13 protein-coding genes are annotated in these 17,363 nt (G+C 40.1%); 12 read left to right on the forward strand and 1 reads right to left on the reverse strand.

Translation table 11 applies throughout. The features are described 5' to 3' along the window. Nucleotides 1-5: 5 nt before the first annotated feature. From WG954_RS16475 to WG954_RS16510, 8 genes are all read left to right on the forward strand, one after another. A complete protein-coding gene (locus tag WG954_RS16475; protein WP_340437827.1) occupies nucleotides 6-2,006 on the forward strand; it encodes an alpha-L-arabinofuranosidase family protein in 2,001 nt (666 codons plus the stop codon). A gap of 8 nt (nucleotides 2,007-2,014) precedes the next feature. Beyond that, nucleotides 2,015-3,019 (forward strand): family 43 glycosylhydrolase, encoded by a 1,005-nt coding sequence (locus WG954_RS16480; RefSeq protein ID WP_340437828.1) that lies wholly within the window; start codon nucleotides 2,015-2,017, stop codon nucleotides 3,017-3,019. 9 nt (nucleotides 3,020-3,028) lie between these two features. Beyond that, nucleotides 3,029-4,159: an aldose epimerase family protein gene (locus WG954_RS16485; protein WP_340437830.1), complete on the forward strand. Its 1,131-nt coding sequence runs from the start codon at nucleotides 3,029-3,031 to the stop codon at nucleotides 4,157-4,159. Between the two features lie 18 nt (nucleotides 4,160-4,177). Further along, nucleotides 4,178-5,878 carry a ribulokinase gene (locus WG954_RS16490; RefSeq protein ID WP_340437831.1) on the forward strand — a complete coding sequence of 567 codons (1,701 nt, stop codon included), beginning with the start codon at nucleotides 4,178-4,180 and terminating at the stop codon, nucleotides 5,876-5,878. 117 nt (nucleotides 5,879-5,995) lie between these two features. Continuing rightward, nucleotides 5,996-6,697: an L-ribulose-5-phosphate 4-epimerase gene (locus WG954_RS16495; RefSeq protein ID WP_340437832.1), complete on the forward strand. Its 702-nt coding sequence runs from the start codon at nucleotides 5,996-5,998 to the stop codon at nucleotides 6,695-6,697. Between the two features lie 37 nt (nucleotides 6,698-6,734). Beyond that, on the forward strand, nucleotides 6,735-8,225 hold the full coding sequence (gene araA / locus WG954_RS16500; protein ID WP_340437833.1) for an L-arabinose isomerase: 1,491 nt from the start codon (nucleotides 6,735-6,737) through the stop codon (nucleotides 8,223-8,225). A 77-nt stretch (nucleotides 8,226-8,302) separates the two neighbouring features. Continuing rightward, the gene (locus WG954_RS16505) at nucleotides 8,303-10,045 is read left to right on the forward strand and encodes a sodium:solute symporter family transporter (protein WP_340437834.1); all 1,743 of its coding nucleotides are present in this window, start codon (nucleotides 8,303-8,305) and stop codon (nucleotides 10,043-10,045) included. A gap of 99 nt (nucleotides 10,046-10,144) precedes the next feature. Beyond that, nucleotides 10,145-10,801 (forward strand): HAD family hydrolase, encoded by a 657-nt coding sequence (locus WG954_RS16510; protein ID WP_340437835.1) that lies wholly within the window; start codon nucleotides 10,145-10,147, stop codon nucleotides 10,799-10,801. Between the two features lie 33 nt (nucleotides 10,802-10,834). Here the strand turns inward: WG954_RS16510 and WG954_RS16515 are convergent, their stop codons facing one another. After that, nucleotides 10,835-11,374: a cupin domain-containing protein gene (locus tag WG954_RS16515; RefSeq protein WP_340437837.1), complete on the reverse strand. Its 540-nt coding sequence runs from the start codon at nucleotides 11,372-11,374 to the stop codon at nucleotides 10,835-10,837. A gap of 393 nt (nucleotides 11,375-11,767) precedes the next feature. Between WG954_RS16515 and WG954_RS16520 the strand changes: the two genes are divergently transcribed. The 4 genes from WG954_RS16520 (at nucleotide 11,768) to WG954_RS16535 (ending at nucleotide 17,344) form a co-directional block, all read left to right on the forward strand. Then, nucleotides 11,768-12,355: a hypothetical protein gene (locus WG954_RS16520; protein WP_340437839.1), complete on the forward strand. Its 588-nt coding sequence runs from the start codon at nucleotides 11,768-11,770 to the stop codon at nucleotides 12,353-12,355. A 221-nt stretch (nucleotides 12,356-12,576) separates the two neighbouring features. Further along, a complete protein-coding gene (locus WG954_RS16525) occupies nucleotides 12,577-13,347 on the forward strand; it encodes a hypothetical protein (protein WP_340437840.1) in 771 nt (256 codons plus the stop codon). Between the two features lie 227 nt (nucleotides 13,348-13,574). Next, entirely contained in the window at nucleotides 13,575-15,896 is a 2,322-nt protein-coding gene (locus tag WG954_RS16530) for a PSD1 and planctomycete cytochrome C domain-containing protein (RefSeq protein WP_340437841.1), read from the forward strand. Further along, on the forward strand, nucleotides 15,896-17,344 hold the full coding sequence (locus WG954_RS16535; RefSeq protein ID WP_340437842.1) for a DUF1501 domain-containing protein: 1,449 nt from the start codon (nucleotides 15,896-15,898) through the stop codon (nucleotides 17,342-17,344). Before WG954_RS16530 ends, WG954_RS16535 begins: the two co-directional genes overlap by 1 nt. The last annotated feature ends 19 nt before the right edge of the window (nucleotides 17,345-17,363 follow it).

A 17,363-nucleotide genomic window follows, 5' to 3' on the forward strand; every position in this document is an offset into this window, starting at 1 on the left:
TATCGATGCAGTATCAATTCAATAAGATATTCAGCAAGAGGATGATCATTGCTATAGCAGCAGGGTTTATTTTCTCGGCTACTTCATTCGCTCAGCAGAAAAAGACATTTGTCATTAAGGTCAACCAACCGGCTGCAGAAATACAACCTACCATGTGGGGTGTGTTTTTTGAAGACATTAACCTTGGTGCAGACGGTGGTATTTATGCTGAACTAATCAAGAACCGTTCATTCGAATTCTTTAAACCATTGATGGGATGGAGAGTGGATCAACGTCCTTTTGTTGAAGGCGCAGTTACTGTACAGAACAGGCAGGGAGCAAATCTCCCTAATCCACGTTTCCTGCGTGTGCAATTAAACAATGCAGCAAAAGGAAACCTGAGCATGACGAATGAAGGTTTTCGTGGCATGGGTATTAAAAAAGATCTGCGTTACGATTTCTCGGTGATGTATCGCACTGCAGGGAATGTAAAACTGCATGTTGAATTACTGAATGCGAAGAACCAGGTGATCGGCAACAGTGTTGTTGATGCAACAGCAACAGGGGATGGATGGAAGAAATTAGCAAAGAGTTTTCAATCAACTGATACAGCACAAAAAGGACAGTTCAGAATCTGGTTTGAAGGAACAGGCACAATAGATCTTGATATGATCTCTTTGTTTCCTGAAGATACTTGGAAGAAGCGTCCCGGTGGAATGCGTGCTGATATGATACAGTTGCTGGCAGACATGAAGCCTGGCTTTATCCGTTTTCCCGGCGGTTGTATTGTAGAAGGTTTTGATCTTTCGAATCGTTATCAATGGAAAAAAACGATCGGGCCAATTGAAGAACGTCAGCTCATCATGAACCGTTGGAATATTGAATTCCCTCATCGTCCTGCTCCTGATTATTTCCAAACATTTGGTTTAGGTTTCTTTGAATATTTCCAATTGTCAGAAGATGTAGGTGCAGAAGCATTGCCTATTCTCAACTGTGGCATGGCTTGCCAGTTTAATTCTGCTGAGCTTGTTCCGTTAGATCAACTCGATCCGTATGTACAGGATGCATTGGATCTCATCGAATTTGCCAATGGCGATGTAACAAGCACATGGGGAAGGAAACGTGCAGAGATGGGACATGCAGCTCCATTCAACTTAAAGTTCATTGGTGTTGGTAATGAGAACTGGGGCCCGCAATACATTGAACGTTTAAAGATTTTTCAAAAAGCAATCAAGGATAAATATCCGAACATTAAAATAGTTGCAAGCTCAGGTACAGGACCTGATGGTGATCGTTTTGAATTATTGAATACAGAATTGCGTAAGATGAATACCGATCTTATTGATGAACATTATTACCGCAGTCCTGAATGGTTTTTCAGCAGTGTAAGACGTTACGATAATTATCCAAGAACAGGTTCAAAAGTATTTGCGGGTGAATATGCATCGCATGTTGATAAAACAAATGGTGCACAACGCAACACCTGGCTGGCAGCGATCAGCGAAGCAGCATTCATGACAGGTTTGGAGCGCAATGCAGATGTAGTGAGCATGGCATCTTATGCGCCCCTGTTCTCACATATTGATGGATGGCAGTGGGCACCTGATATGATCTGGGTTGATAATCTCCGCTCTTACGGGTCGCCTACTTACTATGTCCAAAAACTGTTCTCCTTAAATAAAGGTTCAAAAGTTGTTCCGCTTACTTTGAACAATGATGTTGTTGCCGGACAGGATAGTTTGTATGCATCATCTGTAATTGATGCTGCAACAAATGAACTGGTGATCAAGATCGTTAATGCATCAAACATAGAACAGGCAACTATATTATCTGTTGAAGGCGTGAAGAAGTTAGCAGCACAAGGAAAGTTAACGGTGTTGCAAGGCAGCAGTTTAACAGTGGTGAATTCATTCGATCAACCTACAGAGGTATCACCAAGGGAATCAACCATCACAATTAAAAATAAAAAGTTCGATTATACAGCAGCTCCTTATTCATTTTCGGTATTAAGAATAAAACTGCCGTAAGAAAAAGAATGAAGCTTTTTGCAACGATAGTATTTGTGTTAAGTGCGTTAATGATTCATGCGCAGGGCAGGGGCGATTCTGTTGGTACAATTAAACCAATGCGTCAAACATCCGTGCATGATCCGGTGATGATCAAAGAAGGAAACACCTACTATTTGTTTTGTACGGGCTTTGGTATTTCTGTTTTCTCATCAACCGATCTGCAAAACTGGAAAAAAGAAAAACCTGTTTTCGCCACTCCACCGCAATGGGCTGTTGATGCTGTACCTGGTTATCGAGGTCACACATGGGCACCTGATATCAGTTATTACAACGGCAGGTATTATCTCTACTATTCTGTATCAACGTTTGGAAAAAATAATTCCTGCATTGGTGTAGCAGTCAATAAAACATTGAACGCATCATCACCCGACTACAAATGGGAAGACCTGGGTAAAGTAATTGCATCTGTTCCGGGGAAAGACCGTTGGAATGCAATTGATCCTAATCTCATTATTGATGAAAACAAAATGGCATGGCTCAGCTTTGGTTCATTCTGGAGCGGACTTAAATTGGTAAAACTGAATAACGATTTAAAAACGATTGCTCAACCGGATCAAATACTTTCCATTGCTGCAAGATCAAACGGTAATGGAACTGATACAACCGGAGGAAATGCCATTGAAGCACCGTTCATTTTCAAAAAAGGTGAATACTACTACCTGTTCGCATCATGGGATTATTGCTGCCGTGGCGAAAAGAGCAATTATAAAGTAGTAGTGGGAAGAAGTAAACAGGTAACAGGCCCATATCTTGATAAAAATTCTGTAACTATGACCTCCAATGGTGGCACGCTGGTACTCGAAGGCGATGCTAAGGAATGGTTTGGTGCAGGACATAATGCGGTTTATCATGCTGATGGTAAAGACTACATTGTTTATCATGGATATGATTCACTGGATAAAGGACGATCTAAACTATTAATTAACGAACTCGCCTGGGATAAAGAAGGCTGGCCAACATTAAAAAAATAAAACGATCATATGAATTTCAAAAAATTATTATTGATGACAACAATTACAACTGCTGCACTCACATCATGTGGCGATGGCGCTGAAAAGAAAAGCGAAGAACCAACAAATGAAAAAGTAACAAAAGTTGCATGGGGTGAAGCTGATGGCAAACCGGTTGACCTCTACACGTTAACCAATGCAAATGGTGTGCAGATTAAGATATCAACGTATGGTGGTGTTGTTACATCATGGGTTACACCTGATAAATCCGGTAACAAGAGTAATGTTGTGTTAGGTTTTGATAGCCTGAGTGGTTATTTGGCTAAGCCTCCTTACTTCGGTGCCATCATAGGCCGTTACGGAAACCGTATTGGCAAAGGAACATTTAAGATCGATACAACAACGTATCAACTTGCAACCAACAATGGTGCAAATCATTTGCATGGTGGTAACAAAGGATACGACAAAGTTGTTTGGGATGCAAAACCTGCTGACAGCACTGCTTCATTAACGCTTACCTATTTAAGCAAAGATGGAGAAGAAGGTTATCCCGGTAATCTCAACATCACTGTTGTTTATACACTCACTGATGATAATGAGTTATTGATCGATTATACTGCAGAAACAGATAAAGCAACTGTTGTGAATTTAACCAACCATAGTTATTTTAATTTAACAGGTGATGTAAACAATACCATTCTTGATCATCAACTTCAGATCAATGCCGATAAATATACTCCTGTTGATGCAGGATTAATTCCAACAGGTGAGTTGAAAGATGTAAAAGGAACTCCATTTGATTTCTTACAACCACATAAAATTGGTGAACGCATTGCTGCTGTTGAAGGTGGCTACGATCACAACTTTGTTTTAACACGTAGTGGAAGCGATCTTGAATTGGTTGCAACGTTGAGTGATTCTGTAAGCGGACGTAAACTGGAAGTATTCACCACTGAACCTGGTTTGCAATTCTATTCCGGTAACTTTTTAGATGGAAAGATCAAAACAAGTGATGGCAAATCCATCAATCACCGCACAGGACTTTGTTTGGAAACACAGCACTTTCCTGATTCACCAAACAAACCTGAGTTTCCTTCTACCTTATTAAAACCAGGTGAAAAATATCATACCGTAACCAAGTACAAAATTTCCGTTAATTGATTTTTATAAAGTGAATTTATGAGTAGTGAAGCGTCTTATGTAATTGGTGTCGACTACGGATCAGATTCCGTAAGAACCATTATTGTGAACACAGCAAACGGTGAGGAACTTGCGTCATCGGTGTTTTATTATCCCCGTTGGAAAAAGCAGTTGTACTGCAATATGAACGAGAACCAGTTTCGTCAACATCCTTTGGATTATGTGGAAGGACTGGAAGCAACTATTAAAGAATGTGTAGCAAAGGTTGGTGCTGAAGTTGCTTCAAAAGTGAAAGCACTTTCTGTTGATACAACGGGTTCAACACCTGTTGCAGTTGATAAAACAGGAACACCACTTGCATTAACTCCCGGCTTTGAAGAAAATCCCAACGCCATGTTTGTGTTGTGGAAAGATCATACAGGTGTTGGTGAAGCAGCAGAGATCAATGCACATGCAGAAAAATTTGATACCAACTATTTGCAATTCGTTGGTGGCATTTATTCAAGCGAATGGTTCTGGGCTAAACTCCTGCGTGTATTACGTGCAGATGAGAAAGTAAGAAACTCTATTTATTCTTTCGTTGAGCATTGCGATTGGATTCCGTTCTTATTAGTTGGCGGAACAGATGTGCATCAAATGAAACGTGGTGTATGTTCTGCTGGTCATAAAATATTATGGGCAAAAGAGTGGGGCGGTCTTCCTCCCAATGAATTCTTTGCAACATTAGATCCATTGCTCGACGGATTTACTGATCGTTTGTTCAAAGACACCTATCCTGCTGATCAATCAGTAGGCACAATTACAAAAGAATGGGCTGCACGTTTAGGTTTACGTGAAACAACAGCGATTGGTGTTGGTGCTTATGATGCACACATGGGTGCAGTGGGTGGACAGATCGAACCCTATTACTTAAGTAAAGTAATGGGCACATCCACTTGTGATATGATGGTGGCGCCTGTGAAAGATGTTGAAGGAAAACTCATCAAAGGAATTTGCGGGCAGGTACCCGGCTCCGTTATTCCCGGTATGATCGGGTTGGAAGCTGGTCAATCTGCATTTGGTGATGCTTATGCCTGGTACAAACGTTTACTCACATGGCCATTACAACAAATATTGTCAACATCAACTTTGGTTGATGACGCAACAAAAGCAAAACTCATCAGCGAAACAGAAGATGCAATCATTCCGCAGTTAAGCAAGCTGGCAGAACAATTAGAAGTAGATGAACATAGTGAATTGGCAGTGGATTGGTTCAACGGAAGAAGAACGCCGGATGCAAATCAATTACTCACAGCTTCTATAACAGGACTTAATTTGGGAAGCGATGCAGTGAGAATGTTCAGAGCAGTAGTTGAGTCAACCTGTTTTGGTGCGAAAGCAATTGTTGAACGTTTTGTTGAGCAGGGTATTCCGGTGAAAGGATTGATCGGACTTGGTGGTGTTGCAAAAAAATCTCCATTCATTATGCAGATGATGGCTGATGTGATGAACATGCCTATCAAAATTCATAAGAGCGAACAAACCTGTGCGTTGGGAGCAGCCATGTTTGCTGCAACTGTTGGCGGAGTATATAGTAAAGTGGAAGATGCCATGCAGGCGATGGGACAAGGGTTTGATGCAGAGTATCATCCCAATCCTGATCGTGTAGCGATCTATCAGTTCCGTTATGAAAAGTATAAAGAGGTTGGAGCATTCATGGAAGCGCAAACAAAAGAACAGGCAATTGAAGTGCTCGATTGACCAATAAGTAAAATGAACGCCACAAAGACACGAAAGCACAAAAGAAAGAACTGAACTGAAGATATCTTTTTTTGGTTTCTTACAACCTTTGCCGCTTTGTGGCCAAACAATTAAGTTATGAGTAAGTATAGTCACATACAGGAAGAGGCATACGAAGCAAACATGCAGTTACCCAAATTAGGGTTGGTGCTGTTTACTTTCGGTAACGTAAGTGCGGTTGACAGAAATTTAGGTGTATTCGCCATTAAACCAAGTGGTGTTCCCTACGAAGATCTGAGTCCCGATAAAATGGTGATCGTTGATTTTGATGCCAACACAGTTGAAGGTTCATTCCGTCCTTCATCAGATACAAAAACACATGCAGTATTGTACAAGCATTGGGAAAAGATCGGTGGTATTGTTCACACCCATTCAACGTATGCAACAGCATGGGCACAATCGCAACGTGATATTCCCATCTTCGGTACAACACATGCAGATTACAACACCGTTGATATTCCATGTGCTGCTCCCATGAGCGATGAAATGATCCAAGGCAATTATGAATACGAAACAGGTTTTCAGATCCTCAATTGCTTTAAAGACCGTGGATTGAGTTATGAAGAAGTAGAAATGATCTTAGTGGGCAATCATGCACCATTCACTTGGGGTAAGAATGCTGCGAAAGCAGTTCACAACAGCGCAGTGCTGGAGTTTATTGCACAAACATCATTGCTTACAGAACAGATCAATCCATCAGCTCCACGATTAAAAGATTCTATCCGTCAAAAACATTACGAACGTAAACACGGACCCGATAGTTATTACGGACAGGCATAAAGCAAATATTCAATCGATCACAGATTTAATTATTAAAATGAAAGCGTTTAAAAATTTAGAAGTATGGTTTGTTACAGGCAGCCAGGACCTGTACGGTGAAGAAACATTAAAACAAGTAGCAGCACACTCACAGGAAATTGCAGGATCACTCAACGATGCTGCTGTGATACCGGTAAACGTTGTGTTTAAACCAACAGTTAAATCATCAGAAGAAATATATGCCATCTGCGCCGAAGCAAATGCAGCAAAGAATTGTATCGGCATCATTACATGGATGCATACATTTTCACCTGCAAAAATGTGGATCAGGGGATTGAACATTCTCCACAAACCATTGCTTCATTTACATACACAATTCAACCGTGATATTCCATGGAGTGAAATTGATATGGACTTCATGAACCTCAATCAAAGTGCACATGGCGACAGAGAGTTTGGTTTCATCATGAGCCGAATGAAGTTGAAGCGTAAAGTAGTTGTTGGTCATTGGCAGGATCCTAATGTGTTGGATCGCATCAACACATGGGCAAGAGCAGCAGCCGGATGGAACGATTCACAAGGTGCACGCATTGTTCGCTTTGGTGATAACATGCGTTATGTAGCTGTTACCGATGGTGATAAAGTGGAAGCAGAAATGAAATTTGGTTACAGCGTTAACACACATGGTATTGGTGACCTGGTAAAAGTGATCAATGAAGTGAGTGATGCTGATGTTGATAAACTCACACAAGAATATTTTGATACCTACAATGTTGTTGCATCGTTGAAGAAAGATGGCAAGCAATACCAATCACTGCGTGATGCAGCAAAGATAGAGCTCGGCATGCACTACTTTCTTGAACATGGAAACTACAAAGGCTACAGCGATACGTTTGAAGATCTGCATGGCATGAAACAATTGCCCGGCATTGCTTCACAACGTTTAATGGGCAAGGGTTATGGCTTTGCAGGTGAAGGTGATTGGAAAACGGCGGCACTTGTACGCACCATGAAAGTTATGGGTACAGGTTTGAAAGGTGGTAACAGTTTCATGGAAGATTATACCTATCACTTCGATCCAAAGAATCCATTGGTACTTGGATCACATATGCTTGAGATCTGTGAAAGCATTGCTGATGGAAAAGCAAATTGTGAAATTCATCCATTAGGAATAGGTGGTAAAGAAGATCCTGTTCGTTTGGTGTTTAATGTTGCAGCAGGACCTGCATTGAATGCATCAATCGTTGACATGGGCAATCGCTTCCGAATGTTAGTTAATGAAGTGGAAGCAGTGGCACCAGTTGCTGATCTTCCAAAACTTCCTGTTGCAAGAGTGTTGTGGAAACCATATCCTAACATGAATGATGGATGTGCAGCGTGGATATTAGCCGGTGGAGCGCATCACACAGGCTACAGTCAGAATCTTACCTCAGAGCATATGGAAGATTTTGCAGAGATGGCAGGTATCGAGTATGTGCGCATTGGTAAGCAGACCGACCTCTATCAATTCAAAAATGAGCTACGTTGGAATCAAGTTTACTATAAGTAGACCATTCAATTGTTTTTATTCATAGATTTAAATCTTTTAAACAGCCATCCTATTTTTTCAAAACGTAAAACTTGCTAATGAACAGTTTATCAGGCTTAGACATTCTCATCTTTGTGTTTTATTTTATTCTTGTTGCCGGTTACGGTTACTGGGTATACAATAGAAAAAAGAAAGCCACCATCTCCGCATCGCATGATTACTTTTTAGCTGAAGGTTCACTTACATGGTGGGCAATCGGTGCGTCGTTAATTGCCTCTAATATTTCTGCAGAGCAATTTATCGGCATGAGTGGCAACGGTTATTTTGTTGGTATTGCTGTTGCAGCTTACGAATGGATCGCTGCTCTTGCATTGATCATCATTGCTGTCTGGTTCATGCCCGTGTATTTAAAGAACAAGATCTACACCATGCCTCAGTTCTTAAAAACGAGGTATAACGAAACGGTGTCGCTCATCATGGCCATCTTCTGGTTGTTCTTATACGTGTTTGTAAACCTTACTTCAATCTTGTATTTAGGTGCAATCGCTATCAGCGGATTGATCGGACCTGAATATTTACACACAGTAATGATCGCACTCGCTGTATTCTCACTCATCATTACATTGGGTGGTATGAAGGTGATCGGTTACACGGATGTTATACAGGTAGCTGTCTTGATCATTGGTGGTTTTGCAACAATTTATTTTGCATTAACCATCGTGAGTGAAAAGTTTGGTTTAGGAAGAGATGCAATGGCAGGTTTTAAAACATTAATGGATCAGGCTCCTGATCACTTCCACATGATCTTAGATAAGCCAACTGCTGCATCTTCGCAGGAAGATGTCAACAAGTATTTGATTCTCCCTGGTATTGCGATGTATTTCGCCGGTCAGTGGATCGTGAACCTGAACTACTGGGGTTGTAACCAATACATCACACAAAGAGCATTGGGTGCCGATCTGGATACTGCACGTAAAGGAATTTTATTTGCAGGTTTCTTGAAATTGCTCATGCCGATCATTGTAATGTTACCCGGTATTGCTGCATATGTATTGCACAAGAACGGTCACCTAGAAGGATTGAGAGGAATGGATGATGCCTACTCTGCAATTCTTGGTTTCTTACCATCAGGATTAAAAGGATTGGCAATCGCTGCATTAACAGCAGCTATTGTTGCATCACTTGCAGGTAAGCTCAACAGTATTGGTACCATCTTTACATTGGATATCTACTTAAAGTATTTCAGAAAGAAGCCTGCAACAGATCCACATGCTCCAGCAATGGATGCCGCTCCTGTCCCTGTTTATAATGAAGGTGAAGAAAAGAACATGGTGTGGGTTGGCAGAATGGCTGCACTGGTATCCATTGTTTTGGCTGTAATATTTGAATGGAAAGATATGCTTGGTATAAGTGGTGAGGGTGGCTTTACATTTATCCAGAAGTATACAGGCTTTATCAGCCCCGGTGTATTTGCCATGTTCATACTCGGTATGTTCTGGAAACGTACAACAGGTGCTGCGGCAGTTGCCGGTTTAATTACAGGTTTTGTAATGGCGATTTTCTTCAACAGCTTTGCAGTAAGCGTGTTTGGCCATGAAACATTGATGTATACCGCTTTCAAAAATAATGATGGTGTCTATGAAATTCCTTTCCTCATCAATATGGGATGGGCCTTCTTTATCACCATGGCTGTTATGATCGGTATCAGTCTTACAGGACCGAAGGTTAATCCAAAAGCATTTGAACTTGATAAATCAATGTTCAAGCTGAAACCTTCTGTTATTGCCATGATCGTATTTACATTGCTTATTCTTACAGCATTGTATGTGAAGTTCTGGTAAGAACAAAGCTTAAGCTTATAATTTATAAACCGCCCATGTCATATTTGCATGGGCGGTTTTGTTTTTTGATCAATACTTTTGCGCTGCAATAACACAGCCATGAATCAACAGAAAGCTTTTTTATTTGACCTGAACGGAACAATGATCGATGATATGCATTATCATATCAAAGCATGGCATGGAATACTGAATGAACTTGGCGCAAATATTTCGATGGAGCGAATGAAGGAAGAATGTTATGGGAAAAATGATGAACTGCTTGAGCGGATGTTCCCCGGCCGTTTTACGGAAGCAGAGAAACAGGTAATGAGTCTTGAAAAAGAAAAGCAATACCAGCAGGAGTTCAAGCCTTATTTAAAACTGCTACCAGGTTTGGATACATTTCTTGCAACTGCAAAACGCAACAACATTCAAATGGCAATCGGTTCAGCAGCCATCATGTTCAATATAGATTTTGTGTTAGACAACCTGCATATCCGTAATCATTTCGCTGCATTGGTCAGTGCCGATGATGTGGCCGTAAGCAAACCCGATCCTGAAACATTTGTAAAATGTGCTGAACGTTTAAGCATTGAACCAGCCAACTGTATTGTATTTGAAGATGCACCAAAAGGAGTGGAGAGTGCAAAACGTGCCGGTATGAAAGCGGTGGTGCTGACTACGATGCACGAAGAACATGAGTTTATGGCAAATGATCATGTGCTGTTGTTTGTGAAAGATTTTACAGATGAACGTTTGGTTTCACTGTTTAATTGATCCTACCGCAGCAACTACATTAAATTGTAATGATCAGCAATATTTTTCAGTTAGTTCTTTCAGTACTCCTTTTCTTTCTGCTCTTTTAGCTTTACTCATTATTAAAGAAAAAAGTAAACCTAATGGACCTGTTGCTCTCGTATCGGAAAGTTTGAGAAGTAGTGCCAAATGATCAAGTTTTTTAGGAATTCCAGTTTTCGTTGTTAATCCATCTTCAGCAAGACCATAAGCGATCTTAACTCCCTGCAAAAATCCTTCATGGCCGGGAACGATCTTTACCTGGAAACGAATGGTCTCATTACCCGGATTAAAAAAATGATGCAATTCGCCCGCCTTGACAGTAGAACTATTTCCCGGTTTTAAAATAACTTTCTCCTTTCCGAGTCTGACTCCCAAATTTCCATTCAGAGGAATAAATTCTTCCGAAAAAGAAGTATGATAATGCAAACCGTTTCCTCCTTTTGGATCTAATTCAATTTCCAGGAGCAGATACTCATGATTAGTTTCTTTTGGAGATTTTAAAACCGTAACCCGATCTTTAAATTTCGGATTTTGAAATACTCGTTTTTCCATATCTTTTTTTTTGTAAAACTATTATCCTCATTAAAACAGTTGCTGCCTGATTGAATGAGTTGCATTTTTGGCGAACTGAATTGTACAATTAATAGATTCGGCTAAAACAGGAGGTTGATTCACGACTATCGCAAAAAAATATTGTAACTAATTTTGAGCCCTTGTTGATATAACTGCTTATAAAAGCCATCACAGTTATTGTTTAATTGACCTTATGCAAACACATGAACTGTTGTGTTCAACAGACATTCACCCAAAAAATGAGAATTGGCTTGGTGACACTACAATGAAGATGGCGAATTGCAACTGCTTAGAAATCAATTTCTCCAATTTTCTGAAAAGTGCTTTTGTATCGTATATTTAGGTGTTAGTAGCCATGTTTAGACAACCTCTATGCGAATAATCATCACAACATTTTTAGTTGCCTTTTACTCTATAGCGACTGGACAAAAAATTGAGTATCGCCATGACAGTTTGTTTGTTAACAACTTTTATGTTGACGCACAAACAAATAAAGCCACTGTAGACAGTTTACTAAATACAAAAGGCAAGACAAAGACTTCAAAAGACAATGACAAAATAAATCCAGCAACAGGCAAAAAAGTAGTGAGGACAACTGACTTCTATTATGACCTTGGTCTATTCTTTCGCAGGTATGACTATGACACAACCAAACTTTCTGTTGGTATCAAACTCAGTCGTGACACAGACCAGAAAGAAGATAAGCAAAGTGAATTGACTGAACCCTTCAAAGGACAATTGTTCATTGCGGATAATTATATCAACGAAAAACGAACAATTGAGCAGTTGCAACAACTAAAAAACTGTAGTGTGACTGTTAGCCAGGCTTCATTAGGTTCATATTCTACAATTATCGGTGGCGACATAATCTATGAGCAAAATATTATCAGGCTTTCATTCGACAAAAAGACAAAAGAACTAAAGTCTGTTTTTATTCACCACAACTTTAAAGACAGATAACACGGCTACTAACATTGCATTTGTGTTATGTCGGCGGACAGATAACGCCATTTTAACTTCAGCTATCTATCAACAGTAGTTATCAGCTCGCTTTATAAATTGAGCAATAGAAGTAACAATGAACTTTAGTATTTTTAATCAGCATTTGTACCAAGCTGACGGTTTTCAAATTTCGCCACAAACACAAATACTTCAACGTTACAAGCCATTTTAATTCAGCAGTGAAACTTCTATCAACAGCGACAATAACTTTATTCCTTTTCTCCTGTTCGACACAAAAAAATAAGTTGGACAGTAAGGTTCTGACAGAAGAATTTCACTATATCATGTGGGCTTGTGAATGTGCTAATTGGGCGACACTTGATGCAATACAAAAATATGAAGGCGACAGTCTTGCTTCACACTGCGTTTTTATAGAGCCGGCAGACTCTTCACTAATTCTTTCTGACACATTAGAGTATACAGGCGACATCGTCCAATTTACAGGACAGTATTATGTTGACAAAGGTTATCCAGACGGTTTTGTAAAAGATGAACAACAGGTTGACAAAGCCAAAGTGTTTAGATACACTTCGTATAAAATTGTAAAAAGTAATTATAGCGAAAGTATTGCAGATCAAATTGACACTGCGAAATATTTGGTTGAGAAAGGCTCGTTAAGTGGACAGCCAAAAACACTTGACGTTTCGTATGCAGCAATTATGTGTACCTGTCCTCAATGGTTTGAGACAAAATACTCCAACGACACTTTCAACATTGAGCATTTTTATCTTGAACCAGCAAGCAATAAAATACCTGCAGCAAATAAACTTTATAACGGGACAAACATTCCATTACGAATTTCTGTAACTGGACAGTTTTACTCAAAGAAAGGATATCCTGCAAACTACTTTCCTACAAAAGGCGACCCCGAGCCTGCTAAAGTTTTTCGCTATGACAAAATTAAAATAATTCAAAATGGTAGTCAGGTGTCACAAAAAAATGGATTGTAACATTGGGTTTTATGCAAGTTGGGCATGACCAGCAAACATCAATCAATTGCAATTCCCAACCTGCATGAAGCCCTGCCCGTTAACCCTAATCGAATTCTCCATCATTTCGTCCGATTGTCTATTTTTCGCTTTCGTAATAAAAATAATTTGCGTTAGATTTATCAGGGCCTTTCAATAATCAATAAGGGAATTATTGACCGGAATTCCGCAAAAGCTATACGATTGCCATGTATAAAAAGACTATCTGTACAATAGTGACTATTTGTACCATTTTACTATTAGCTGTATCCTGCTTTCGTGGTAAGGGCAGCGATGGTACTTCGATTCCAAAAACGGTCAGCTATAATTTTCATATCCGTCCCATTCTTTCCGATAAATGTTTTAAATGTCACGGCCCCGATGGTAACAAACGTGCAGCGGGTCTTCGCCTTGATATTGCTGACAGCGCCTTTGCTCCACTCAAAGAAACAAAAGGAGCGTTTGCGTTGATTGCAGGTGATCCTGAAAATTCGGAATTGTATAAACGCATCATTTCTACCGATCCTGAATACATGATGCCCGAACCGGAAGCGCATTTGGGTGCTTTAAGTGAGTATGAAATAAAGCTTTTCAAAAAATGGATCCAGCAAGGAGCCAAGTATGAATCGCATTGGGCATTTGCTTCACCAACCAAAACATCACTTCCTGAAATAAAAAGTAAAGACCGTGCAAAAAATGAGATCGATTATTTTATTCTAAGTAAACTTGAAGAACAAGGTCTCAAGCAAAATGAAGAAGCAGATAAAGAACGTTTGCTGAAACGTATTGCGCTTGATATAACAGGTTTACCACCATCAATTGAGATGATGGATAAATTTGTTAATGATAAGAGTGAGTTTGCTTATGAAAAAATGATCGATGCGTTGTTGGCCAGTCCGCAGTATGGAGAGAAAATGGCGGTGCAATGGATGGATGTTGCCCGTTATGCAGACAGCTACGGTTACCAGGATGATAATATCAGAACGCAATGGCCGTGGAGAGATTGGGTGATCCATGCCTTCAATAAGAATCTTCCTTATGATCAGTTTCTCACCTGGCAAATTGCAGGCGACATGTTACCTGAAGCCAACAAAGAGCAAATACTGGCAACAGGTTTTTTCCGTAATCATAAATACACCGAAGAAGGTGGAGTGATTCCTGAAGAATATCGTATTGAATATCTTATCGATAAAACAAAAACATTTGGTAAAGGAATACTAGGCATCACCATCGAATGTGCACAATGCCATGATCATAAGTATGATCCTTTTTCACAAAAAGATTATTATTCCTTTCTTGCATTTTTCAACAATACAAAAGAACTCGGGTTTGAAGGCGATATAAGCGTATCAAAACCTGCAAAGAATCCAATACTTACCATCAGCGAAGAAGAACGGAAAAATATTCTCTCCTTCATCAATACAAAAGATACCGGCAACCTCACTGTATCTGTTATGGGCGAAAGAGATACACTACGTAAAACATTTGTGCTGAATCGTGGCGTGTATGATCAACCAACCGAGGAAGTAAAAGCCGAAGCAATTCCCGCAGTCATGAAATTTGATACCAGCAAATTTACACGCAACAGGATCGGCCTTGCCCAATGGACAGTCAATAAAAACAATCCACTTACAGCAAGAGTTTTTGTGAATCTTATGTGGCAGGAGTTTTTTGGAAGAGGCCTGGTAAAAACTTCAGGCGATTTTGGTATGCAGGGCGAACTCCCTTCTCATCCTGAATTGCTCGACTGGCTTGCAGTTGATTTTATGGAGAACGGTTGGAATATAAAACGGTTAGTGAAACAGATACTGACCTCAGCAACTTATCGTCAATCCGCAAAAGTTTCAGAAGAGCAACTAAAAAAAGATCCGGAGAATGTTTACTTAGCAAGAGGCCCACGCATTCGTTTAAAAGCAGAGTTTGTTCGTGATCTTTATTTAGCAAGCAGTGGCTTATTGGTAAAGACAATTGGAGGCTCAAGTGTAAAACCATATCAACCAAAAGGTCTTTGGGAAGCTGCAACTTCAGGAAGGGGCGTATTAGCAGTTTACAGACAAGATCATGGTGATGATCTGTACCGCAGGGGACTTTATACATTTATTAAATTAACCGTGCCTCCACCGGGCATGGCGATGTTTGATGCAAGCAACCGTGATCAATGTGAAGTAAAACGGTTAAAAACAAATACGCCATTGCAGGCGCTGGTGATGATGAATGATCCTGCTGTACTGGAAGCATCGAGAGTACTTGCACAAAAGTTAATGCTGGATAAATCGGAAGTGAATGATAAAATAACAAAAGCTTTTCGTTTGATCATTTGCAGAAAACCATCAACAAAAGAATTGTGCATACTGGAGAATTATTACAAGGAGCAGCTGCAATTATTTCAACAGAAAAAATCAGATGCAACGATCATATTGAAAGCAGGCGAATATCCGCAGAACGAGCAGGTGGATAAAAACAAATCGGCTGCCTTGATGAAAGCGATCAATACAATCTTTAACATGGAAGAAGCAATTACAAAAACCTGATGATGGAAAAACAAATTCTTGAACATGGTCTACATCTAAACCGTCGCCGTTTTTTATCAAGACTAGGAATGGGTATTGGTGGTATGGCATTGGGCTCATTACTTGTTCCTGATATGCTTGGTGGTGATACGGAAGAAGCAATACTTGCAGGTCTGCCTCAGTTTGCGCCAAAGGCCAAACGTATTATTTATCTTTTTCAAAACGGAGCACCATCGCAATTAGATCTGTTTGATTACAAACCGATGCTGGAAAAAATGCATGGGCAGGATCTTCCTGCATCTATACGCATGGGTCAACGTTTAACAGGTATGACGGCAGACCAGGCAAAGTTTCCGTTGGCAGGAAGTTATTTTCAATTCAATCAATACGGACAGGCAAGAGCATGGATCAGTGAATTACTTCCGCACACAGCAAAAGTGGTGGATGATCTTTGTATCATCCGAAGCATGCATACCGAAGCGATCAATCATGATCCTGCATTAACTTTTTTTCAAACAGGTGCACAGGTTGGTAACCGGCCAAGTATGGGTTCATGGCTTAGCTATGGTTTGGGTAGCGAGAATAAAAACTTACCTGCATTCTGTGTGTTGCTTTCAAAAGGAAAAGGAAATGGGCAGGGTGTTTATTCCAAATTATGGTCGAATGGTTTTCTTGATTCCGTTCATCAAGGTGTTCAGTTTAGTAGTGGTGATAATCCAGTCTTGTATCTCAATAATCCGGAAGGGATGGATAAAGATGAGCGACGCAAAATGCTTGATAATCTTGCTGAGTTAAACCAGGAAACTTATAAAGAATTTGGTGATCCTGAAATACAGGCGAAAGTGCAGCAATACGAAATGGCTTATCGTATGCAAACATCGGTGCCTGATATCACCGACCTGAGTAAAGAACCCGAAGACATTATAAAATTATACGGGCCCGATTGTTTAACTCCCGGCACTTATGCAGCAAACTGTTTGCTTGCAAGAAAACTTTCAGAGAATGGGGTTCGCTTTGTACAATTATATCACCAGGGTTGGGATGGACATAACAATTTGCCAAGTCAGATAAAAGGACAATGTGCTGATGTAGACAAAGCATCAGCAGCACTTATTACCGATCTGAAGCAACGTGGTTTGCTTGATGAAACATTGGTGATATGGGGTGGAGAATTTGGTCGTACCAATTATTGCCAGGGTCCGTTAACAAAAGAAGATTATGGTCGTGATCATCATCCACGTTGCTTTACCATCTGGATGGCAGGTGGTGGTGTGAAGCCGGGTGTGTATGGCGAAACAGATGAGTTTGGTTATAACATTGTAAAAGATCCTGTGCATGTACACGACTTTCATGCAACAGTGCTTCATCTGATGGGTATGAATCATGAGCAACTTACATTTAAACATTTAGGCAGGCGTTATCGCTTAACTGATGTAGCAGGGAATGTGGTGAAAGGATTGATTGCTTAATCATAATAAGAAAACAAGT

Source organism: Lacibacter sp. H375 (assembly GCF_037892425.1).
In the GTDB taxonomy this organism is placed as follows: Bacteria; Bacteroidota; Bacteroidia; order Chitinophagales; family Chitinophagaceae; genus Lacibacter.

What these genes read in the sequence shown, in the direction of transcription:
- WG954_RS16505 (WP_340437834.1), top strand. Translation starts at nt 8,303, where the DNA reads ATGAACAGTTTATCAGGCTTAGACATTCTCATCTTTGTGTTTTATTTT.
- WG954_RS16475 (WP_340437827.1), top strand. Translation starts at nt 6, where the DNA reads ATGCAGTATCAATTCAATAAGATATTCAGCAAGAGGATGATCATTGCT.
- WG954_RS16510 (WP_340437835.1), top strand. Translation starts at nt 10,145, where the DNA reads ATGAATCAACAGAAAGCTTTTTTATTTGACCTGAACGGAACAATGATC.
- WG954_RS16485 (WP_340437830.1), top strand. Translation starts at nt 3,029, where the DNA reads ATGAATTTCAAAAAATTATTATTGATGACAACAATTACAACTGCTGCA.
- WG954_RS16495 (WP_340437832.1), top strand. Translation starts at nt 5,996, where the DNA reads ATGAGTAAGTATAGTCACATACAGGAAGAGGCATACGAAGCAAACATG.
- WG954_RS16535 (WP_340437842.1), top strand. Translation starts at nt 15,896, where the DNA reads ATGATGGAAAAACAAATTCTTGAACATGGTCTACATCTAAACCGTCGC.
- WG954_RS16480 (WP_340437828.1), top strand. Translation starts at nt 2,015, where the DNA reads ATGAAGCTTTTTGCAACGATAGTATTTGTGTTAAGTGCGTTAATGATT.
- WG954_RS16530 (WP_340437841.1), top strand. Translation starts at nt 13,575, where the DNA reads ATGTATAAAAAGACTATCTGTACAATAGTGACTATTTGTACCATTTTA.
- WG954_RS16520 (WP_340437839.1), top strand. Translation starts at nt 11,768, where the DNA reads ATGCGAATAATCATCACAACATTTTTAGTTGCCTTTTACTCTATAGCG.
- araA (WP_340437833.1), top strand. Translation starts at nt 6,735, where the DNA reads ATGAAAGCGTTTAAAAATTTAGAAGTATGGTTTGTTACAGGCAGCCAG.
- WG954_RS16515 (WP_340437837.1), bottom strand. Translation starts at nt 11,374, where the DNA reads ATGGAAAAACGAGTATTTCAAAATCCGAAATTTAAAGATCGGGTTACG.
- WG954_RS16490 (WP_340437831.1), top strand. Translation starts at nt 4,178, where the DNA reads ATGAGTAGTGAAGCGTCTTATGTAATTGGTGTCGACTACGGATCAGAT.